At 28.1% G+C, this 16400-nt stretch carries 20 protein-coding genes; 14 read left to right on the top strand and 6 right to left on the bottom strand.

Annotated features, from left to right (window positions below):
* Positions 1 to 18: 18 nt before the first annotated feature.
* The 10 genes from CJ670_RS00090 to cobA all read left to right on the top strand — a co-directional run bounded on the left by CJ670_RS00090 (position 19) and on the right by cobA (position 9709).
* The gene (locus tag CJ670_RS00090) at positions 19 to 666 is read left to right on the top strand and encodes a c-type cytochrome (RefSeq protein ID WP_066359070.1); all 648 of its coding nucleotides are present in this window, start codon (positions 19 to 21) and stop codon (positions 664 to 666) included.
* A complete protein-coding gene (locus CJ670_RS00085) occupies positions 656 to 2071 on the top strand; it encodes a cbb3-type cytochrome c oxidase subunit I (protein ID WP_105912413.1) in 1416 nt (471 codons plus the stop codon). The genes CJ670_RS00090 and CJ670_RS00085 overlap by 11 nt, the downstream gene beginning before the upstream one ends.
* 12 nt (positions 2072 to 2083) lie before the next feature.
* Positions 2084 to 2245, top strand: coding sequence for a hypothetical protein (locus CJ670_RS10770; RefSeq protein WP_165785158.1), 162 nt, complete (start codon positions 2084 to 2086; stop codon positions 2243 to 2245).
* A gap of 81 nt (positions 2246 to 2326) precedes the next feature.
* Complete coding sequence (locus tag CJ670_RS00080; protein WP_105912414.1) at positions 2327 to 3979, top strand: nitrite reductase; 1653 nt, start codon at positions 2327 to 2329, stop codon at positions 3977 to 3979.
* Between the two features lie 60 nt (positions 3980 to 4039).
* Entirely contained in the window at positions 4040 to 5620 is a 1581-nt protein-coding gene (locus CJ670_RS00075) for a nitrite reductase (RefSeq protein ID WP_105938392.1), read from the top strand.
* 8 nt (positions 5621 to 5628) lie between these two features.
* Positions 5629 to 6429, top strand: coding sequence for a peptidylprolyl isomerase (locus CJ670_RS00070; RefSeq protein WP_105938391.1), 801 nt, complete (start codon positions 5629 to 5631; stop codon positions 6427 to 6429).
* A gap of 24 nt (positions 6430 to 6453) precedes the next feature.
* Positions 6454 to 6762, top strand: a complete 309-nt coding sequence (locus tag CJ670_RS00065) for a c-type cytochrome (protein ID WP_105912417.1) — start codon at positions 6454 to 6456, stop codon at positions 6760 to 6762.
* Positions 6762 to 7883 carry a radical SAM/SPASM domain-containing protein gene (locus CJ670_RS00060; protein WP_105938390.1) on the top strand — a complete coding sequence of 374 codons (1122 nt, stop codon included), beginning with the start codon at positions 6762 to 6764 and terminating at the stop codon, positions 7881 to 7883. The genes CJ670_RS00065 and CJ670_RS00060 overlap by 1 nt, the downstream gene beginning before the upstream one ends.
* A gap of 2 nt (positions 7884 to 7885) precedes the next feature.
* Entirely contained in the window at positions 7886 to 8971 is a 1086-nt protein-coding gene (locus CJ670_RS00055; protein ID WP_105938389.1) for a cytochrome D1 domain-containing protein, read from the top strand.
* Between the two features lie 3 nt (positions 8972 to 8974).
* Positions 8975 to 9709 carry a uroporphyrinogen-III C-methyltransferase gene (gene cobA / locus CJ670_RS00050; protein WP_105912420.1) on the top strand — a complete coding sequence of 245 codons (735 nt, stop codon included), beginning with the start codon at positions 8975 to 8977 and terminating at the stop codon, positions 9707 to 9709.
* A 20-nt stretch (positions 9710 to 9729) separates the two neighbouring features.
* Here cobA and CJ670_RS00045 read toward each other — a convergent pair whose 3' ends face one another.
* Positions 9730 to 10110 carry a hypothetical protein gene (locus tag CJ670_RS00045; RefSeq protein ID WP_105938388.1) on the bottom strand — a complete coding sequence of 127 codons (381 nt, stop codon included), beginning with the start codon at positions 10108 to 10110 and terminating at the stop codon, positions 9730 to 9732.
* Positions 10097 to 10678 (bottom strand): precorrin-2 dehydrogenase/sirohydrochlorin ferrochelatase family protein, encoded by a 582-nt coding sequence (locus CJ670_RS00040; RefSeq protein ID WP_105938387.1) that lies wholly within the window; start codon positions 10676 to 10678, stop codon positions 10097 to 10099. The genes CJ670_RS00045 and CJ670_RS00040 overlap by 14 nt, the downstream gene beginning before the upstream one ends.
* A 124-nt stretch (positions 10679 to 10802) precedes the next feature.
* On the opposite strand from CJ670_RS00040, the gene ahbA reads away from it, so the two are divergent.
* Both ahbA and CJ670_RS00030 read left to right on the top strand, forming a co-directional pair.
* Entirely contained in the window at positions 10803 to 11825 is a 1023-nt protein-coding gene (gene ahbA, locus CJ670_RS00035; RefSeq protein ID WP_105938386.1) for a siroheme decarboxylase subunit alpha, read from the top strand.
* Between the two features lie 15 nt (positions 11826 to 11840).
* Positions 11841 to 12236 carry a hypothetical protein gene (locus tag CJ670_RS00030; RefSeq protein ID WP_105910956.1) on the top strand — a complete coding sequence of 132 codons (396 nt, stop codon included), beginning with the start codon at positions 11841 to 11843 and terminating at the stop codon, positions 12234 to 12236.
* A 27-nt stretch (positions 12237 to 12263) separates the two neighbouring features.
* Here CJ670_RS00030 and hemH read toward each other — a convergent pair whose 3' ends face one another.
* From hemH to CJ670_RS00015, 4 genes are all read right to left on the bottom strand, one after another.
* Positions 12264 to 13199 carry a ferrochelatase gene (hemH, locus tag CJ670_RS00025; protein ID WP_105938385.1) on the bottom strand — a complete coding sequence of 312 codons (936 nt, stop codon included), beginning with the start codon at positions 13197 to 13199 and terminating at the stop codon, positions 12264 to 12266.
* Positions 13189 to 13806 (bottom strand): ATP-binding cassette domain-containing protein, encoded by a 618-nt coding sequence (locus CJ670_RS00020; RefSeq protein WP_425352251.1) that lies wholly within the window; start codon positions 13804 to 13806, stop codon positions 13189 to 13191. Before CJ670_RS00020 ends, hemH begins: the two co-directional genes overlap by 11 nt.
* A 145-nt stretch (positions 13807 to 13951) precedes the next feature.
* Entirely contained in the window at positions 13952 to 14092 is a 141-nt protein-coding gene (locus CJ670_RS10765) for a hypothetical protein (protein WP_165785157.1), read from the bottom strand.
* Positions 14093 to 14150: 58 nt separating this feature from the next.
* The gene (locus tag CJ670_RS00015) at positions 14151 to 14369 is read right to left on the bottom strand and encodes a cold-shock protein (RefSeq protein WP_105910954.1); all 219 of its coding nucleotides are present in this window, start codon (positions 14367 to 14369) and stop codon (positions 14151 to 14153) included.
* Between the two features lie 341 nt (positions 14370 to 14710).
* On the opposite strand from CJ670_RS00015, the gene CJ670_RS00010 reads away from it, so the two are divergent.
* Complete coding sequence (locus CJ670_RS00010) at positions 14711 to 14962, top strand: SEL1-like repeat protein (RefSeq protein ID WP_105938384.1); 252 nt, start codon at positions 14711 to 14713, stop codon at positions 14960 to 14962.
* Positions 14963 to 15397: 435 nt separating this feature from the next.
* Complete coding sequence (locus CJ670_RS00005) at positions 15398 to 16174, top strand: NYN domain-containing protein (RefSeq protein WP_105938383.1); 777 nt, start codon at positions 15398 to 15400, stop codon at positions 16172 to 16174.
* Positions 16175 to 16400 lie beyond the last annotated feature (226 nt).

Genomic DNA, 16400 nt, shown 5'->3' with positions numbered 1-16400 from the left:
AAAAGGGGGAAGGTAGCAATGTCTAAAAAAGTGTCTGTATGGACAGATAATCGTTTTTGGCAAAGATCAGCTGCTTGGGTTACTGGTGTAGCTGCCATGTTACTAATTTGGCTAACTTTTGACAGTATGAGCCAAATTAAAATGGGTTCACAAGAGGATCTTAGTAGTGGAATAACAAAAAGAGTTCCATCTCCAACTGTTATTAACTATAAGGTTTCTTATGAATTTAGCGAAAAAAGAGGTCATGAAGTGCCTGTAATTGGAGAAAAAGAGAAATTCTTTGGAAGAGATGATTACAGTGAGGAAGAAGCAATGGCTTTATTAAATTTGGGTAAATTAGCTTCTCAAACTAAAAACTGTATGAATTGTCATACTTTACTTGGAAATGGTGCATACTATGCTCCTGATTTAACTAAAGCTTGGCTTGATCCTATGTGGGATTCATATATGCTTAGAATGGGTAAAGCTTCAAAAGAAGAAGCTATAGCTGAATTTTTACAACATCCATCTGATAATCCATCAAATGAGAGAATGATGCCAAATCTTGGTATTACAGCAGATGAAGCAAAAGGTTTAGTGGCATTTTTAAAACATATGTCATCAATAGATACAAATGGTTTCCCTAGAAACTTTGGGAAAATCGAAGGAGGAATTCATGGTAGATAATATGAAATCTCAATCTAAACAGTTAGGAAAAATGTATTTTACAGTTGCAGCAATACTTTTTGGTGCACAAATACTATTTGGTCTAATTGCTGGGACTCAGTTTGTATATAGTGGATTTTTATTTGAACTATTGGATTTCAATGTTGCTAGAATGGTACATATAAATGCTTTAGTTGTTTGGCTTTTATATGCAATGATTGGTTCTGTTTACTATTTACTTCCTGATGAAACAAAAATAGAAACTGTTGGAATTGGTTTAGGAAAACTTGGATTTTATGTATTAACTTTAGCTGTTACAGTTGTAGTTTTGGTATATATTATAATACAAGTAGGTCCTGCAAATGAGATGTCTATTTGGCTAATTCACGAAGGAAGAGAGTATATTGAAGCTCCTAGATGGGCTGATATTGGTATTGTTGTTGTTGTTTTAATCTTTTTATCAAATGTTTATTTAACTGCTATAAAAGGTGAAAGAACAGGAATTATTACAGTTTTAATGGCTGACTTACTTGCTCTTGCTGGATTATATCTAGCTGGAATGTTTTATACAAATAATATTTCAATTGATCAATACTGGTGGTGGTGGGTAATTCACCTTTGGGTTGAAGCTACTTGGGAAGTATTTGTTGCAGCTGTTATTGGTTGGGCATTGATTAAAATAATTGGTGCAAATAGACAAATTGTTGAAATGTGGTTATGGATTGAAGTAGCGATGCTATTTGGTTCTGGGATTTTGGGAATCGGTCATCACTATTTCTGGATTGGAACACCTGAATATTGGTGGGAAATTGGAGCATTATTCTCAGCACTTGAACCAGTACCTTTGGTTGCAATGTTTGTGCATGTTATGTATGACTGGGGAAAAGAGCAAGGGATGCAAAAAGCATCTGGTAATAAAGCCATGATGAATAACACACCAGCGTTTTTATGGTTTGTTGGAAGTGCATTTGGTAACTTCATTGGTGCTGGGGTTTGGGGATTTTTTCACACACTACCACAAATGAATATTTACACTCATGGTACACAATTTACATCAGCACACGGTCACCTAGCTTTCTTTGGAGCTTTTGCAATGGCAATGATTGCAATGTTTTATATGGGAGTTCAAGGTAATAAAAAAGAGTTAAAGATGACAAGCCTTACAAAATATGGTTTTGTTTTCATTACTATGGGTGTTGTTGGAATGACAGTAGCTTTAACTATTGCTGGATATGGTCAAGTTATGATTGAAAGAGCGCAGTTTGGTGCGACTTGGGAAGCATACTTTATTGGTCAAAGCAGTGTTTGGTTTAAACAAGCTATGGGTTGGAGATTAGCTATGGGACTTGTTACATTTGTAGGTTTCTTATTTTTAGTAATTGATTTACTAACAATAAAAAATGCAAAAATAAATCAAGAATCATAAAAGGAGGTAATTATGTTTACAGAATTTACAGATGTTGTTCCAAGTTTTTTTGGATGGTTAAATCAAGGTCCTATGACTTTGACACTATTTTTACACAGTGCAATAGTTCTTCCAATGTATTTTATATACAAACAAGAGAAGAAAAGACTTGAGAGTGAAAATAAAGGCAAGTAAAGTTTTATAGTGGTTAAGCACTATAAAACTTACTAAACTATTGTTTGCTTGTATATCTATTTTATTAAAAGGGAGAAAAAGATGAAATTAACAAAAGTTTTAAGTATGGTAGCAATTGCTAGCTTGGGGTTGACAAGTGTTTCTATGGCTGAAGAGATAAAATTAACTGAAGAACAGATGAAAGATGCCAATCAAGTATATTTTGATAGATGTGCTGGTTGTCATGGAATGCTAAGAAAAGGAGCTTTAGGTCCTACACTTGAAGCAAAAGAGATGAAAACTAGAGGAACTGAGTATCTAAAAACAATAATTCATGAAGGAACTCCTGGGGGAATGCCAGATTGGGGAAAATCTGGTGAATTAACAGTTGCTCAAACTGAATTGATGGCAAAATATATTCAAGTAGAGGCTCAAACTCCACCTGAAAAATCTCTTGCTGATATGAAAAAATCTCATAAAGTTGTTATTCCTGTAAAGGATAGACCAAAAAAACCAGAAGCTGGTGCTGAAAATTGGAAAGATTACTTCTCTGTAATCTTAAGAGATGTTGGGCAAATTGCTATTATTGATGGGAAAACAAAGGAGATTAAATCTGTTGTTCCATCTGGATTTGCAACACACATCACAAGAACAGGTGCAAGTGGAAGATATATGTATGTAATAGGTAGAGATGGAAAAGCATCTATGATTGATATGTGGATGAAAGAGCCTAAAAATGTTGCAGAAATTCAAGTATGTAACGATGCTAGAGCAATTGATACTTCAAAACATAAAGATTATCTTGATAAATATGCCGTTGTTGGTTGTTATTGGCCACCATCAATTGTTACTTTAGATGCCGATACACTTGATCCATTAAAAATTGTTTCAACTGCAAGTTATACTTATGATACAAATGAGTATTTAAGAGAAGCTAGAGTTGCTGCAATTATTGCATCTCATGATAAGCCAGAGTGGATTATTAACATTAAAGAAACAGGTCAAGTTTGGTTATATGACTACTCAAATGTTAAAAATCCAAAAGTTACAATGGTTGAAGCTGAAAGATTCTTACACGATGGTGGTTGGGATTTATCAAAAAGATATTTCATGACAGCTGCAAATGCTAGAGATGTTATCTCTGTTATTGATACAAAAGATGGTAAATTAGTTGCTAATATTCCATCTCAAGGAAATAAACCACATCCAGGACGTGGTGCAAATGTTGATCATCCAACTTATGGTCCACTTTGGGCATCTGGACATATTGGTTCAAATGATATAATATTTATTGGAACAGACCCTGTAAAACATCCAAAAAATGCTTGGAAAGTTGTGAAAAAAATTCAACTACCAGGTGAAGGTGGAGGAAACTTGTTTGTAAAAGGACATCCAAATTCACCATATATCTTTGCTGATAGACCTGTTCATCCTGATAGAAAGATACAAACATCATTTTATGTAATTGACAAAAACAAACTTGAAGTTGTAAAAACTATACAAATACCTGAAAAATATCTTCCTTCTGTAAAAATTGGAGATAAAACAATTGAATCAAGAGGACCTGTTCACTTTGAATTCAATGCTGATGGTAGCGAAGTTTGGACTAGTATTTGGGGGAACAAAGAGGTTGCAACTGCTATTTTAATTTATGATGCAAAAACATTAGAACTAAAAAAAGCGATTGAAGACCCTAGACTTAAAACACCTACTGGTAAGTTTAATGTTACAAACACTATGAACGATGTTTACTAACAAAACTATATCAAGCCTTCGGGCTTGATATTTTTATATCTATTTTCTTTGGGGGCTTTTATGAAATTTTTATCAAATGTATCAAAAGTATCAATTTTTACAATCTTTTTTTTAAGCAATGTTTTTGCACAAATAGATGGAGCTACAGCACATATGACTGAAGCATTACCTAAAAAAGAGATAGGAAAAGAGTTGTATAATAAATATTGCTCAACTTGTCATCATGAAAAAAGAGTTGGAATAGATGGTCCTCCACTTCTTCCAGCAAATTTAAGAAAATATGATGAAAAAGATTTAGCAGCTAAAATAAAAGATGGTTTTCCACAAACTTTAATGCCAAAATATGATTTTTTATCTTTATATGAATTGCATCAAATAGCAAGATATATAAAATCACCTATTGATGAAGATTTTTCTTGGGATTTAAATGATATAAATAAATCTATAACATCATTTAAAGACCCTATAAATCTCTTAAATATAAAAGATAAAGAGCAGATTTTACCAGTTGTTGAAAGAGAAGGAAATCAAACTTGGATTATGGAAGATACAAGAGTTTTGAGTAAATTTCCACTAAATAATATACACGGTGGAATAAAATTTACTATGGATGCAAAAAATATTTATGTTCCAACAAGAGATGGTTGGATACAAAATTATTCACTTGAAACTGGTCAAAGGATGAATAAAACAAGAGCTTGTATAAACCTTAGAAACATATCTTTAAGCCGTGATGAGCAAAATTTATTCGCAACTTGTCTTTTACCAGAACAATTAGTTGTGATGAATCCAAAAACTATGGAAGCAAAAGATATTTTAAAAATAGATGGAAAAATATCTGCTTTATATGAATTGTATAGTAAAGATGAAGCTATTTTTACTTTTAGAGACAAACCATTAATTGGTAGATTAAATACAAAAACAAATGAAATAAAATATATAGATATTAAAGAACCTATTGAAGATTTTTTCATAGATCCTTTTGATGATTTTTTAATAGGAACAGCAAGAGGTGGAGATGTCTTAAGAGTTTATAGCTTAAAAGACAATAGTGTAGTTTTTGAACATGAAATGAAAGGTATGCCGCATCTTTTTTCTGCAACATATTGGTATAAAGATGGAAATTTCTATTTTGCAACTCCACATATAAAAAAATCTTACATAACTATTTGGAAAATGTATGATTGGGAATTTGTAAAACAAGTAGATATTAAAGGAGATGGTTTTTTTGTAAAAACACATCCAAATACACCATATTTATGGGCTGATAATGGAAGTGATAAATTAATTCTAATAGATAAAAATAACTATAGTTTAAAAACAATCACTCCTAGAGTTGGTAAAAAATATATTCACACAGAGTATAGTGGAGATGGAAAATATGCATATTTGAGTATTTATGAACAAAAGGGTGAAATAATAGTAATTGATACAAATAGTTTTAAAGAAGTAGCAAGTTATGATGCAAATGTACCTGTTGGAAAATATAACTTTATCAATAAAAATAGAGAGTTTTATCCAAGACTTTTTGGAATAGATATTTTTAAACAAAACTGTAACTCTAAGCTACCTTGCGACAGTTCAAACTTTAATTACTATGAAAATAAAAGTTTTGAAGATTTTAAGAAAATTATAAAATAAGGAAAAATATGAAAAAATTTATAACAGCCTCAATACTTCTAGCTATAAGCTTAAATGCTCAAACTTTAGCAACAGTAAATAATCAAGAGATAAAAGTTGAAGATGTAAACAACTTTTTAAAATCAACAAATCAAGATATTGATTATAATAAACTAGATAATAAAGCAAAAAATCTAACTCTTCATCAAACAATAGAAAAAACTCTTTTAATTCAAGAGGCACAAAAAGAAAATCTTGACAAAACAAAAGAGTTTAAAGAAACTTTAGAAGAGTTTAGAAACTCTTTATTGGTAGAATTTTTTATGAAAAATGAGTTTTCAAAGATAGAAATATCAAAAAATGAAGTTGAAAATTACTATAACTCACATTTATATGAATTTCAACAAGATAAAAAATTAAAAGCTAGACATATTTTAGTTGAAAATATTAAAACAGCTTCAGATATTATAAAAGAGCTTGAAAAATCAAAAAACAAAGAACTTACATTTGTAGAACTTGCTAGCAAAAACTCTATTGATGGTTCAAGAGATACTGGTGGAGAGTTAGGTTGGTTTTCAAAAGGTGATATGATAGATGAATTTTGGGATGCAACTTTGAAGTTAAAACCTAAAGAGTTTACAAAAGAGCCTGTAAAATCGATGTTTGGTTACCATATCATATTTTTAGATGAAATTCAAGAACCTTTAACAATTAAATTAGACCAAGTTTATAGTAACATTGAAAATCAAATAAGAATGGATAAATTTCAAGCTGTAATTGATGAGAGAATTAAAAATATAAAAAAAGATGCAAATATTATAATTAAATAAATTTGTATAAAAAAGGGGTTTATTGTGAGATATTTTTTTATATTGGTTTTACTATTTTGTATAAATCTACAAGCTTCACAAAATGATGGAGAGAAACTTTTTAAAAAGTATTGTTGGGGTTGTCATCATGAAACCTCAATGGCTTTTGGACCATCTTTTAATCAAATTGCAAACCAAAGAGATAGTGGACAAATTATTGCACATATTGTAAATCCAAAAAGTAACTATCAATCTTTAGGCTACAAAAGAACTGCAATGCCTGCATTTACACAACTAAATGCTAAAGAGCTTCAAGATTTGACAAACTTTATTCTAAGCTTCAAGGATAAATAATGTTTAGATTATCAAACCTTATAAAATCGACTTTGCAAGATCAAAAAAGTAGAAGTTTAGATGGTAGTATTATAATTTGGAATATGACAAATCGTTGCAATTTACTCTGTCATCACTGTTATAGTAAAGCTAGTGCAAATGAAAAAGAGAGTTTATTATTAGAAGATATTTTAAAAACTATTCCAAAACTTAAAATTGCTAATATTAATTTTGTAATCTTTAGTGGAGGTGAGCCACTTTTAAGAAAAGATATTTTCGAAATTGCACAATGTATGAAAGATAATAAAATTATGACTTATCTTTCAACAAATGGTACATATATAAGCCAAAAAAATGCAAAACAAATAGTTGATACATTTAACTATATAGGTATTTCAATAGATGGAATAGGAGAAGTTCATGACTATTTTAGAGGACAAAAAGGCTCATATGCTAAAAGTATTGAGGCTATAAAAACTATTCAAAAAATAGGTGGAAATGCTGGTATTAGATTTACGATTACAAAAGAGACTGAAAGTAGTTTTTATGATATTTTTACTCTTGCAGAAGAGTTAAATGTAAACAAAATATATATCTCTCATCTTGTATATTCAGGTCGAGGAAAAGAGAACCTTGAGATTGATATAAGTAAAGAAAAAAGAAAAGAGTATGTAAACTTTATGATAAATAAAGCATTTGAGTATTATGAAAATGGCAAAGATATAGATATTGTTACAGGAAATATGGAGATGGATGCCATAATACTTTTAAAAGAGTTTGAAAAAAAATATCCAGATTTTGTGAACTCTTTAAAAAATAGATTAAAATCTTGGGGTGGAAATAGTGCTGGAAAAAGACTTGGAAATATGGATTGGAATGGTTTTGTAAAACCAGACCCATTTTTCCCTATGACTATTGGAAACTATTTAGAAAAAGATTTTAATAAAATTTGGCTAGATGATAAGAATGAACTACTAAATAAACTAAGAGAGTTTCCACGAAATATAAAAGGAAAATGTAGCTCTTGCAAATATATAGATATTTGCAATGGTGGTTCAAGAAGTAGAGCTTATGCAATAAGTGGTGATTTATGGGATGAAGATCCATCTTGTTATTTAACTTTAGAAGAGATAAAGGGGTAAAAATGTTAAAAAAAATAGCTTTAAGTCTAGTAGTAGCTAGTAGTTTGTTTGCTAGTGAGAAAATATTTGTAGTTGAAAGAGAGAGTTCTAGTTTGGCTGTTATTGAAAATAATAAATTCAAAAATAGAATGGAAAACTTTAGAAATACAAACCACTCAGTTGTAAAATTTTATAAAGATGAAGCTTATGCAATTTCAAGAGATGGTTATGTAATAAAGTTTGACCCAAAAAAAGAGATTATAGAAGCTGAATACAAAACTAGTAAAAGTGCAATAGGCTTTGAAATATCAGAATACTTCGTAGCCGTTGCAAATTATGATGATAAAAGTGTTGATGTTTTAACAAAAGATTTAAAACCTCTAAAAAAAATAGTTACAAACTCACGAAATGTGGGGATAAAATTATATAAAAACTATATGATTTTTTCTCAAATGGATAGTGACATAATATCTGTTTACAAAGATTTAAATGAAGGGAAAAAAGAGCCAAATTTTGTTTTACATAAAGAGTTTAAAAATGCAGGAGAAATGCCTTTTGATGCTATGCTTCAAGAACAAAGTTATATAATGGGCTTTTTTAACTCTCCTTTTTTTGGAGTTGTTGATTTAGAGAAAATGGAGTATAAAAAAATAGATGTTTTTTTAGATGAAAAAAAACAACAAGTTTTAAAAGTACCTCACTTTGGTTTTTGGAGTTTGAGTAAAGATGAGATTTTTATACCAGCAGTTGGAGATAATAAAGTTTTTGTTTATGACAAAAAGTTTAAATTTTTAAAATCAATAGATATAAAAGGAATGCCTGTTTTTACAAGTCTTAGTCCAAATAAAGATTTTTTAGCAGTAACTTTTTCTGGAGAAGATTTTCCATATTTACAAATTCTTGATACAAAAACTTTTAAAATTATAAAAGAGTATAAATTTGATGGTAAAGTATTGCATATAAGATGGTCAAATGATAAAAATGAACTATATGTAAGTGTAAATGATACAGATAAAATAGAGGTTTTAGACACAATTACTTGGAAAAACATTAAGACTATAAATGATATTAAAAAACCTTCTGGTATATTTATTTTTGAGGAGAGATAGAGTATGAAAAAAGTATATTTAACTGGTGCAGGACCAGGTGATATTGAGCTTATGACTTTAAAAGCAGCAAGAGTTATAAAAGAAGCAGATGTAATTATATATGATAAACTCGCTAACCCTGAGATATTACAGATGGCAAAAGATGGAACAGAGTTTATATTTGTAGGTAAAGAGTTTGGAAAACACTTAATACCACAAGATGAGATAAATGAGATAATATATCAAGCTTCTCTTAAATACAATATTGTAGTAAGACTAAAAGGTGGTGACCCTTTTGTATTTGGTAGAGGTGGAGAAGAAGCTCTTTATTTAAAAGAGCGTGGAGTTAAGTTTGAGATAATTCCTGGAATTACTTCAAGTATTAGTGTTCCTGCCTATGCTGGAATTCCTGTAACTCATAGAGGAATTACTTGCTCTTTTAGAGTAGTAACGGGTCATGAAGCACCAAATAAAAAAGATACTCAAATAAATTGGGATAGTTTTATTACAGACGAAACAATAGTCTTCTTAATGGGAATTCATAATATAAAATTAATATCAAAAAAACTAATCAAAATTGGGAAACCATCTACAACTCCTTGTGCTGTTATCTCAAAAGGTACAACAAAAGAGCAAAAAGTGGTTACTGGAACACTTGAAGATATTGTAAATAAAGCAAAAGATATTCCAACACCTGCAATAATTGTTGTTGGAGAAGTTGTAAAATTAAGAGAAGAGTTAAAGTGGTTTGAAGAGTAGGAAATCCTACTTTTTAAATTTTAAATTCCAAAAAAATCTTTAACCCAAACTAGTTCTTGACTACTTAAATCCAATCTTTTTAGCTCTTGTTTATCTTTACTTAAAACTATTAAAACATTTCCATCTAGTCTTAAACTCTCTTTTCCCCACTCTTTATCAAGTTTATCAGTTATATGAAAAATCTGAGAGTTTTTTGGTTTCTCTTTTTCTCTTCCATCTTTATAAACTATTGCCAAACCACCTGTTCTTTTCTCTATTTTATATGGAAGATACTCTTGTAAAATACCATACACTCTTTCATTTTTATTTTCAGGCAATGAACTTTTAAATCCAATAAAACCAACTACAAAAAATATAACAACTAGCAATATCAATAAAATACTTTTCTTATTTTTCTTCACTTTTTTTCTCCCATGAATTTATATAATCTTTTACTTTATTGTCAAAAAATTTCATTCGCTCTTTTCCTTTTGGAATTGTGCTTCTCAAATCTTTTAACTCTTTTAAAAAATCTTCAACTCCTTCTGGAATTAAATTGGAAAGAAATATTTTAAAATTTTTCGCAAAAGCAGGAGAGCTTCCACTCGTAGAAATTGCTAGAGTCAAATCCCCTCTTTTTATATATGAAGGAAAAATAAAATCGCAATATTGCTGTAAATCTACACAGTTACAAAGAATTTTATACTCTCTTGTTTCAAAATATATATTCTCTTGTAACGAAAAATCATCTACAGCAACAATAACTATATCATAACCTTTAGAATCGCCTTTTTCATACTCTTTTTGAAAAATTTTAAGACCATTTTTATCTATTAAAGATTCTATTTCTTCGTTAAAGTTTTTTGAAATCAAAGTAATATTTGAAGAAAAATTCAAAAGGTGTTCCAACTTTTCTAAAGCTATATTACCACCACCAACTATCAAAATAGTTTTATCATCAAATTTTAAAAAAGCTGGAAAATATGTCACTAAAAATCCTTTTTTTATATATTTTATTCTAGCAAAGATTAGGTTATTCTATCTTAATTCAAGTCAATCTATAAAAAACATTATTAAGTTAAAATTTTTTTAATTTCAAATAGGAGAGAAAGATATGACACAAATTCCGCAACTAGAACTAAAAAATGAAGTTCTACTTAGAATCCAGAAAAATTTTCCACTTGCAAAAAAACCTTTTCTTTATATTGCAAATGAACTTCATACAACAGAAGAGAGAGTTTTAGAAATTTTAAATGAAGCAAAAAAAGATGGCATTATAAGACAAACATCTGCTATTTTTGATACAAAAAAGCTAGGATATAAGTCATCTTTAGTGGCATTTGAAATTAAGGATGAAGATATTCCTAATGCTGTAAAAATTTTAAACTCTCACCCTGGAATTTCTCACAACTACGAAAGAAATCACTCTTTTAATATTTGGTTTACTATTGCTGTAGCTCCAAATTCAAATTTAGGACTAGAAAAAAGTATTGAGATTTTGGCTAAAAGAACAAATGCAAAGAATTATATAATCCTTCCAACTTTAAAACTATTTAAAATTTCAGTAAAACTAGACACTACAAATAAAGAAGAAAAACAAGAAGAGTTAATCCAAAAAACTTTTACAAATCTTGATTTATCAGAATACCACTACAAATTTATCAAACTTTTACAGCAAGATATAGAGTTTAAAAGTGAGCCTTTTAAATTTATAGTTGATCAACTAAATATTAGCTATGATGAACTTTTTAAAATTATTCAAGAATTTATAAACTCTGGTGTCATGAGAAGATTTGCATCAATTTTAAATCATAGAAAAGCTGGTTTTAGTGCAAATGCTATGGTTGTTTGGAATATTGATGAAAAAAATTCTCAAAGTATAGGAGAAATAGCAGCATCTTTTAGTGCTGTAAGTCACTGTTATTTAAGACCTCAATATCCAAACTGGAAATATAATCTTTTTACAATGATTCATGGAAAAACCGAAGATGATACTCAAAAAACGATAGAAGATATAGCAAATAAAATCCAATATCGAGATAAAATGGCACTATACTCAAGTAAAGAGTTTAAAAAAGTAAGAATTATTTATTTTAGTGATGAGTTTGAAGATTGGGAAAAAGAGAATAATAATTAATAAATGGAGTATAAAATGAAACTTTTTTTTGAACTTGAAATTGCCTATATTTTTATAGCTATATTTTTTCTTATTGTAACAACTATTGTAACTACAAGAAAATTTTCTCCACCAAATAGCTTTAAAAAAGTTTTTCCACTAGTTTTAATATTTCTAATTATTGCAATTTTTGCTCATTTTAAAGTTACAACTTCACGAATGGCTGAAGTTGAAAATGAGTTTTTAAAAGGTGAAACAGTTCTTTGTGAAAATAGAACAAAAAAAGAAGTTTCAAAATCAATTATGATAAACGATAAATTAGGTTGGAATTTAAAAGATAATATATTTTCAAATCCTGAATATTTTAAAAATTTTCATAGCGCAAGATGTGTAAAAATGCTTGAAAGCATGAAAAAAAACGAGATAAGATAAGCAACTAAATTGCTTATCTTATTAAAATTAATTTTTATCTATTATATCTTTTATAGCCTCTATAAAATCATCATTATAATTCACACATTTACAAACTTTGTAATCTAATATTCCTAAATCTTTTGCAATATGTCTATATTCAATATCCAGTTCAAAATCTGTTTCAGAGTTATCAACTATAAAAGATAGTGGATAAATAATAACTTTTTGCTCTTTAAAATTTTTTAACATATCTTCAAGCGATGGTTCAAGCCACTTCAAAGGACCAACTTTTGATTGATATGCAAGATTGATTGATTTGAAGTTTATATTTTTATTTTGTAATTTTTTACTTAAAATCTCAACATGCTCAATCATTTGCTTTTCATAAGGATCACCATTGTCTACAATTTTTTGAGGTAAGCCATGAGCTGAAAATATTAGATTAAAATCATCTTTTCCATCTTGAATTCTTTCTATTTCATCTACAATACAATTATTAAATTTATCATTTCTATAAAAATCATATATAGATTTTATTTTAAAACTATTTTTTGCAAACTTAATAAAATCTTCCAAAGATGATTTTGTAGTTGTTGTAGAGTATTGAGGATATAAAGGAAGAAGCAAAACTTCATTTATCCCATCTTTTTTTAAATTTTCAATCACATCTTTTGCAAAAGGAGGAGTATATCTCATTACTTGATATGTTCTAAAATCTTCTATTTTTTCATTACATTTTTCTACTAATTTTTCACTCAAAGGGTTTATAGGAGAACAATTTCCTATAAGCTCGTAGTTTTTCCAAGCTTCATTTAATCTTTTATTTACAATCAAAGAAGCTACTATTTTTCTTATAAATGAACTTTTTATAGTCAAAATATTTTCATCATTAAACATATTTGTTAAAAACATTTTTAACTCATTTTTATTTCTAGCTCCACCCATATTTAGGAGTATCAAAGCTCTTTTTTTATTTTCCATTTTCCAACCTTATTATTTCATTACTACACCACAAAGCCATATCTATATCGTGAGTCACAAGCAAAATTGCACAATCACTTAAAAGATTTACTATTAATTTCATTGTATCATAAGCGATTATATTATCAAGTGCAGAAGTTGGCTCATCTATCAAAAGTAAATCTGGTTTTAATAAAATTGCCCTTAAAATAGAGCATCTTTGAAGCTGTCCACCACTTAACTCATATGGTTTTTTGTGTAAAAGTGATTCTTCTAGGCTTAATTTAGACAAAATATTATCAATTTCATCTTTAAAATCTCTATTTACTACATCTTTTATCTGCTCAAAAATTGTATATGTTGGATGAAAAGATGAAAAGGGATCTTGAAAAATCATAGCTGTTTTACTTTTTTTTATCTCTCCACTTTGTTGTTTTAGGTTTCCTAAAATAAGCTCAAAAAGTGTTGTTTTACCACTTCCACTTTTTCCAAAAATTGTTTTTAATTCACCTTTTTTAAGCTCTAAGTCAAAATTTTCAAATATAAAGCTATTTTTTTTGTATCCAAATGTTAATTTTTTTATCTCTAATACCAAATAAAACCTCAATTTTTTAATTTTTGAAAACATTATACAATAAATAAGATAGGTAATTTGGAAAACTTGAAAAAGATATTTTGTGGAGGTAGTATATTTTTATAACAGAGTTAAAGGATCTTAAGTGAAACTTTAAAACTATTTAACACTAAAATTTTGATTTATTTAAGAAATTTATTTATTTATCTTGTAGATATTCTTTTGCAATTTTAATACATAAACCAGATTTTGAACTAGCATCTATTAGGCTTTCACCATTGCTTATAAGTCTTAGCAGTACTAACTGTTTTATTTGCATACTAATATTTATTATTGACATTTTTCTCCTTCGTAATATTTATATCTGTGGATATGGTTTATAAATAAACCATATTACACTAGATAGCAGCAACATTTTTTGCTTGAGGACCTTTTTCATTTCTACCAATTTCAAAAGATACTTTTTGACCTTCAACCAAATTAACTCTTCCATAACCTGAAGAGTTAACTTCACTATGATGAACAAAAAACTCGTCATTTTCATTTTCTAATTGGATAAATCCAAAACCTTTTTCTGTGTTGAACCATTTTACTGTTCCAATATTTTGAGTTGCCATTGCAATTCCTTGAATTTAATTTACTTCTTAATCGAAGCATGTGTTGTATAATGAGGAGTTATATTATTAATAGATGTTTGTATTAATTTTGTAAGTATCAATAAAAGCAAACTAAAGATGTCGTAAAACTCTAAATCATCTTTAACAAAACCATTGTATCTGAAAAAATAAATAATAGCAAGTTATTATGTTAAATTTATAAAATTATTGTAATTAACCTTCACAAATAATATATAACTATATACCAATCTACACTTTTTCTAAAAAGTCAAGACAATTTTTTCTAAATCCTTATTCTTGTAAACACCTGTTACTCTATGCAATATTTGGAGTACACTATCTTGCCCAATAAAAATATTTTAGATGAATTTGAGCAAGATTATAAACAAGCCTTTGAATATTTATCAAAAGTTGCAGACACTGGATACTCAAATGCATTATATCTTTTAGGTGATATGCATTCAAAAGGGCTTGGAGCTAATCAAGATAATAAAAAAGCTGAAGAATCTTATAATAATGCATGCGGTGAAAAAGATAAAAAAAGTTGTTACGCTTCACTTTTTGATGAAAGTTTTAAAGAGGATTTTGAGTGAACTTTTAAGCCTCTTTTTTATAGCAACAACCTAAATCTATTCCACAGCTAAATTCATTTATTTTTGGCTCTTCAAAAATTGTATGTCCATAAACATTAAAAATCTCTTTTATATTTATACTAGGTTTTCTACTCCATAAAATATGAGATTCAAAAATATCTTCATCAATTTTATCTTGACTATCTTTTAATTCCCAAACTGTACCAATAGTTGAGTGACTTACAACTAAATATCTATTATCTTTTGTTCTATAATCTTTATATTCTATATATAAAGGTAGAGAGTTTAAAAAATCATAATGTTTAAAATAGGTTTCTTTACTTTCATATGATTTTAAAATTATATGCTTTAACTGAAATTATTTTATTGTGTAGGTAGAAGTGTAAGAAATCTTAGATAGAATTTTAAATATATAATTTTTATGGGATTTTAATAATGGAAAATAATCAACAAAAAAATATTGCAATGTTTATTGATTGTGATAATGTTAGTTCAAAATATATAGATAGTATTTTTAAAGATTTATCTCAATATGGAAAAATAAATATCAGAAAGGCTTATGGAGATTGGTCAAGTAAATATCTTCATGGTTGGCAGAATGTTTTATTAGACTATAATATTCAGCCTTATCAACAATTTGCTTATACAAATAATAAAAATGCTTCTGATATTGCAATAGTAATTGATGTTATAGATTCAATATATACAAAAAATATAGATATTGTTGCTTTAATAACAAGTGATAGTGATTTTACACCACTTGTTTCTAGGATTATATCTGATGCGATAACTGTACTTGGTTATGGAGAAGAAAAAACACCTGATTCATTAGTAAAAGCTTGTTCTCAATTTATCTATGTAGAAAAATTTATTCATATTGAAGAACAAAGCCAAGATTTTGATGATAGCAACAAATACGCATATGATTTTAAAATCACTTATAAAGGTAATGATTATGATGCTAGAAAAGATTATAATCTTAATAAATTTCTTCTAAATGCTGTAGAGCAAGTATCAGGAGATAATGGTTGGGCTGATTTAAAAAATGTAGGGTTATATATTAGTCAAACTAGCTCTTTTTCACCAATTAATCATGGGTTTAAAAAATTAGGAGCACTTATTAAATATCTTGATATTTTTGAAGTTAAATATATTAATGATAACCTAACAATGCTAGTAAAACCTAGTAAAAAAGCTTTTGATAAATATTGATTAAATTCAAGTATTTTTGTAACGAGGAGTACTTATATTAGTTTTCTATGTCCTATTTCTTATGATACTATTTCTTTTAGTAACTCAACTTTCGCACATAAAAAATCTTCAATTTCTTATATATAAAAGCTATAATAAAGCCCATAAATAGGCACTTTTTGATATAATTTCATCACTACAATCAACTATATAAAGGGCTTTTTTATGGGACTTGATGATTTTATCC

Origin of the sequence: Arcobacter cryaerophilus gv. crypticus (assembly GCF_002993025.1) — a bacterium.
Lineage (GTDB): Bacteria > Campylobacterota > Campylobacteria > Campylobacterales > Arcobacteraceae > Aliarcobacter > Aliarcobacter cryaerophilus_B.
Note: the sequence above shows the minus strand (reverse complement) of the source record. Positions and strands in the feature narration are given on the sequence as shown.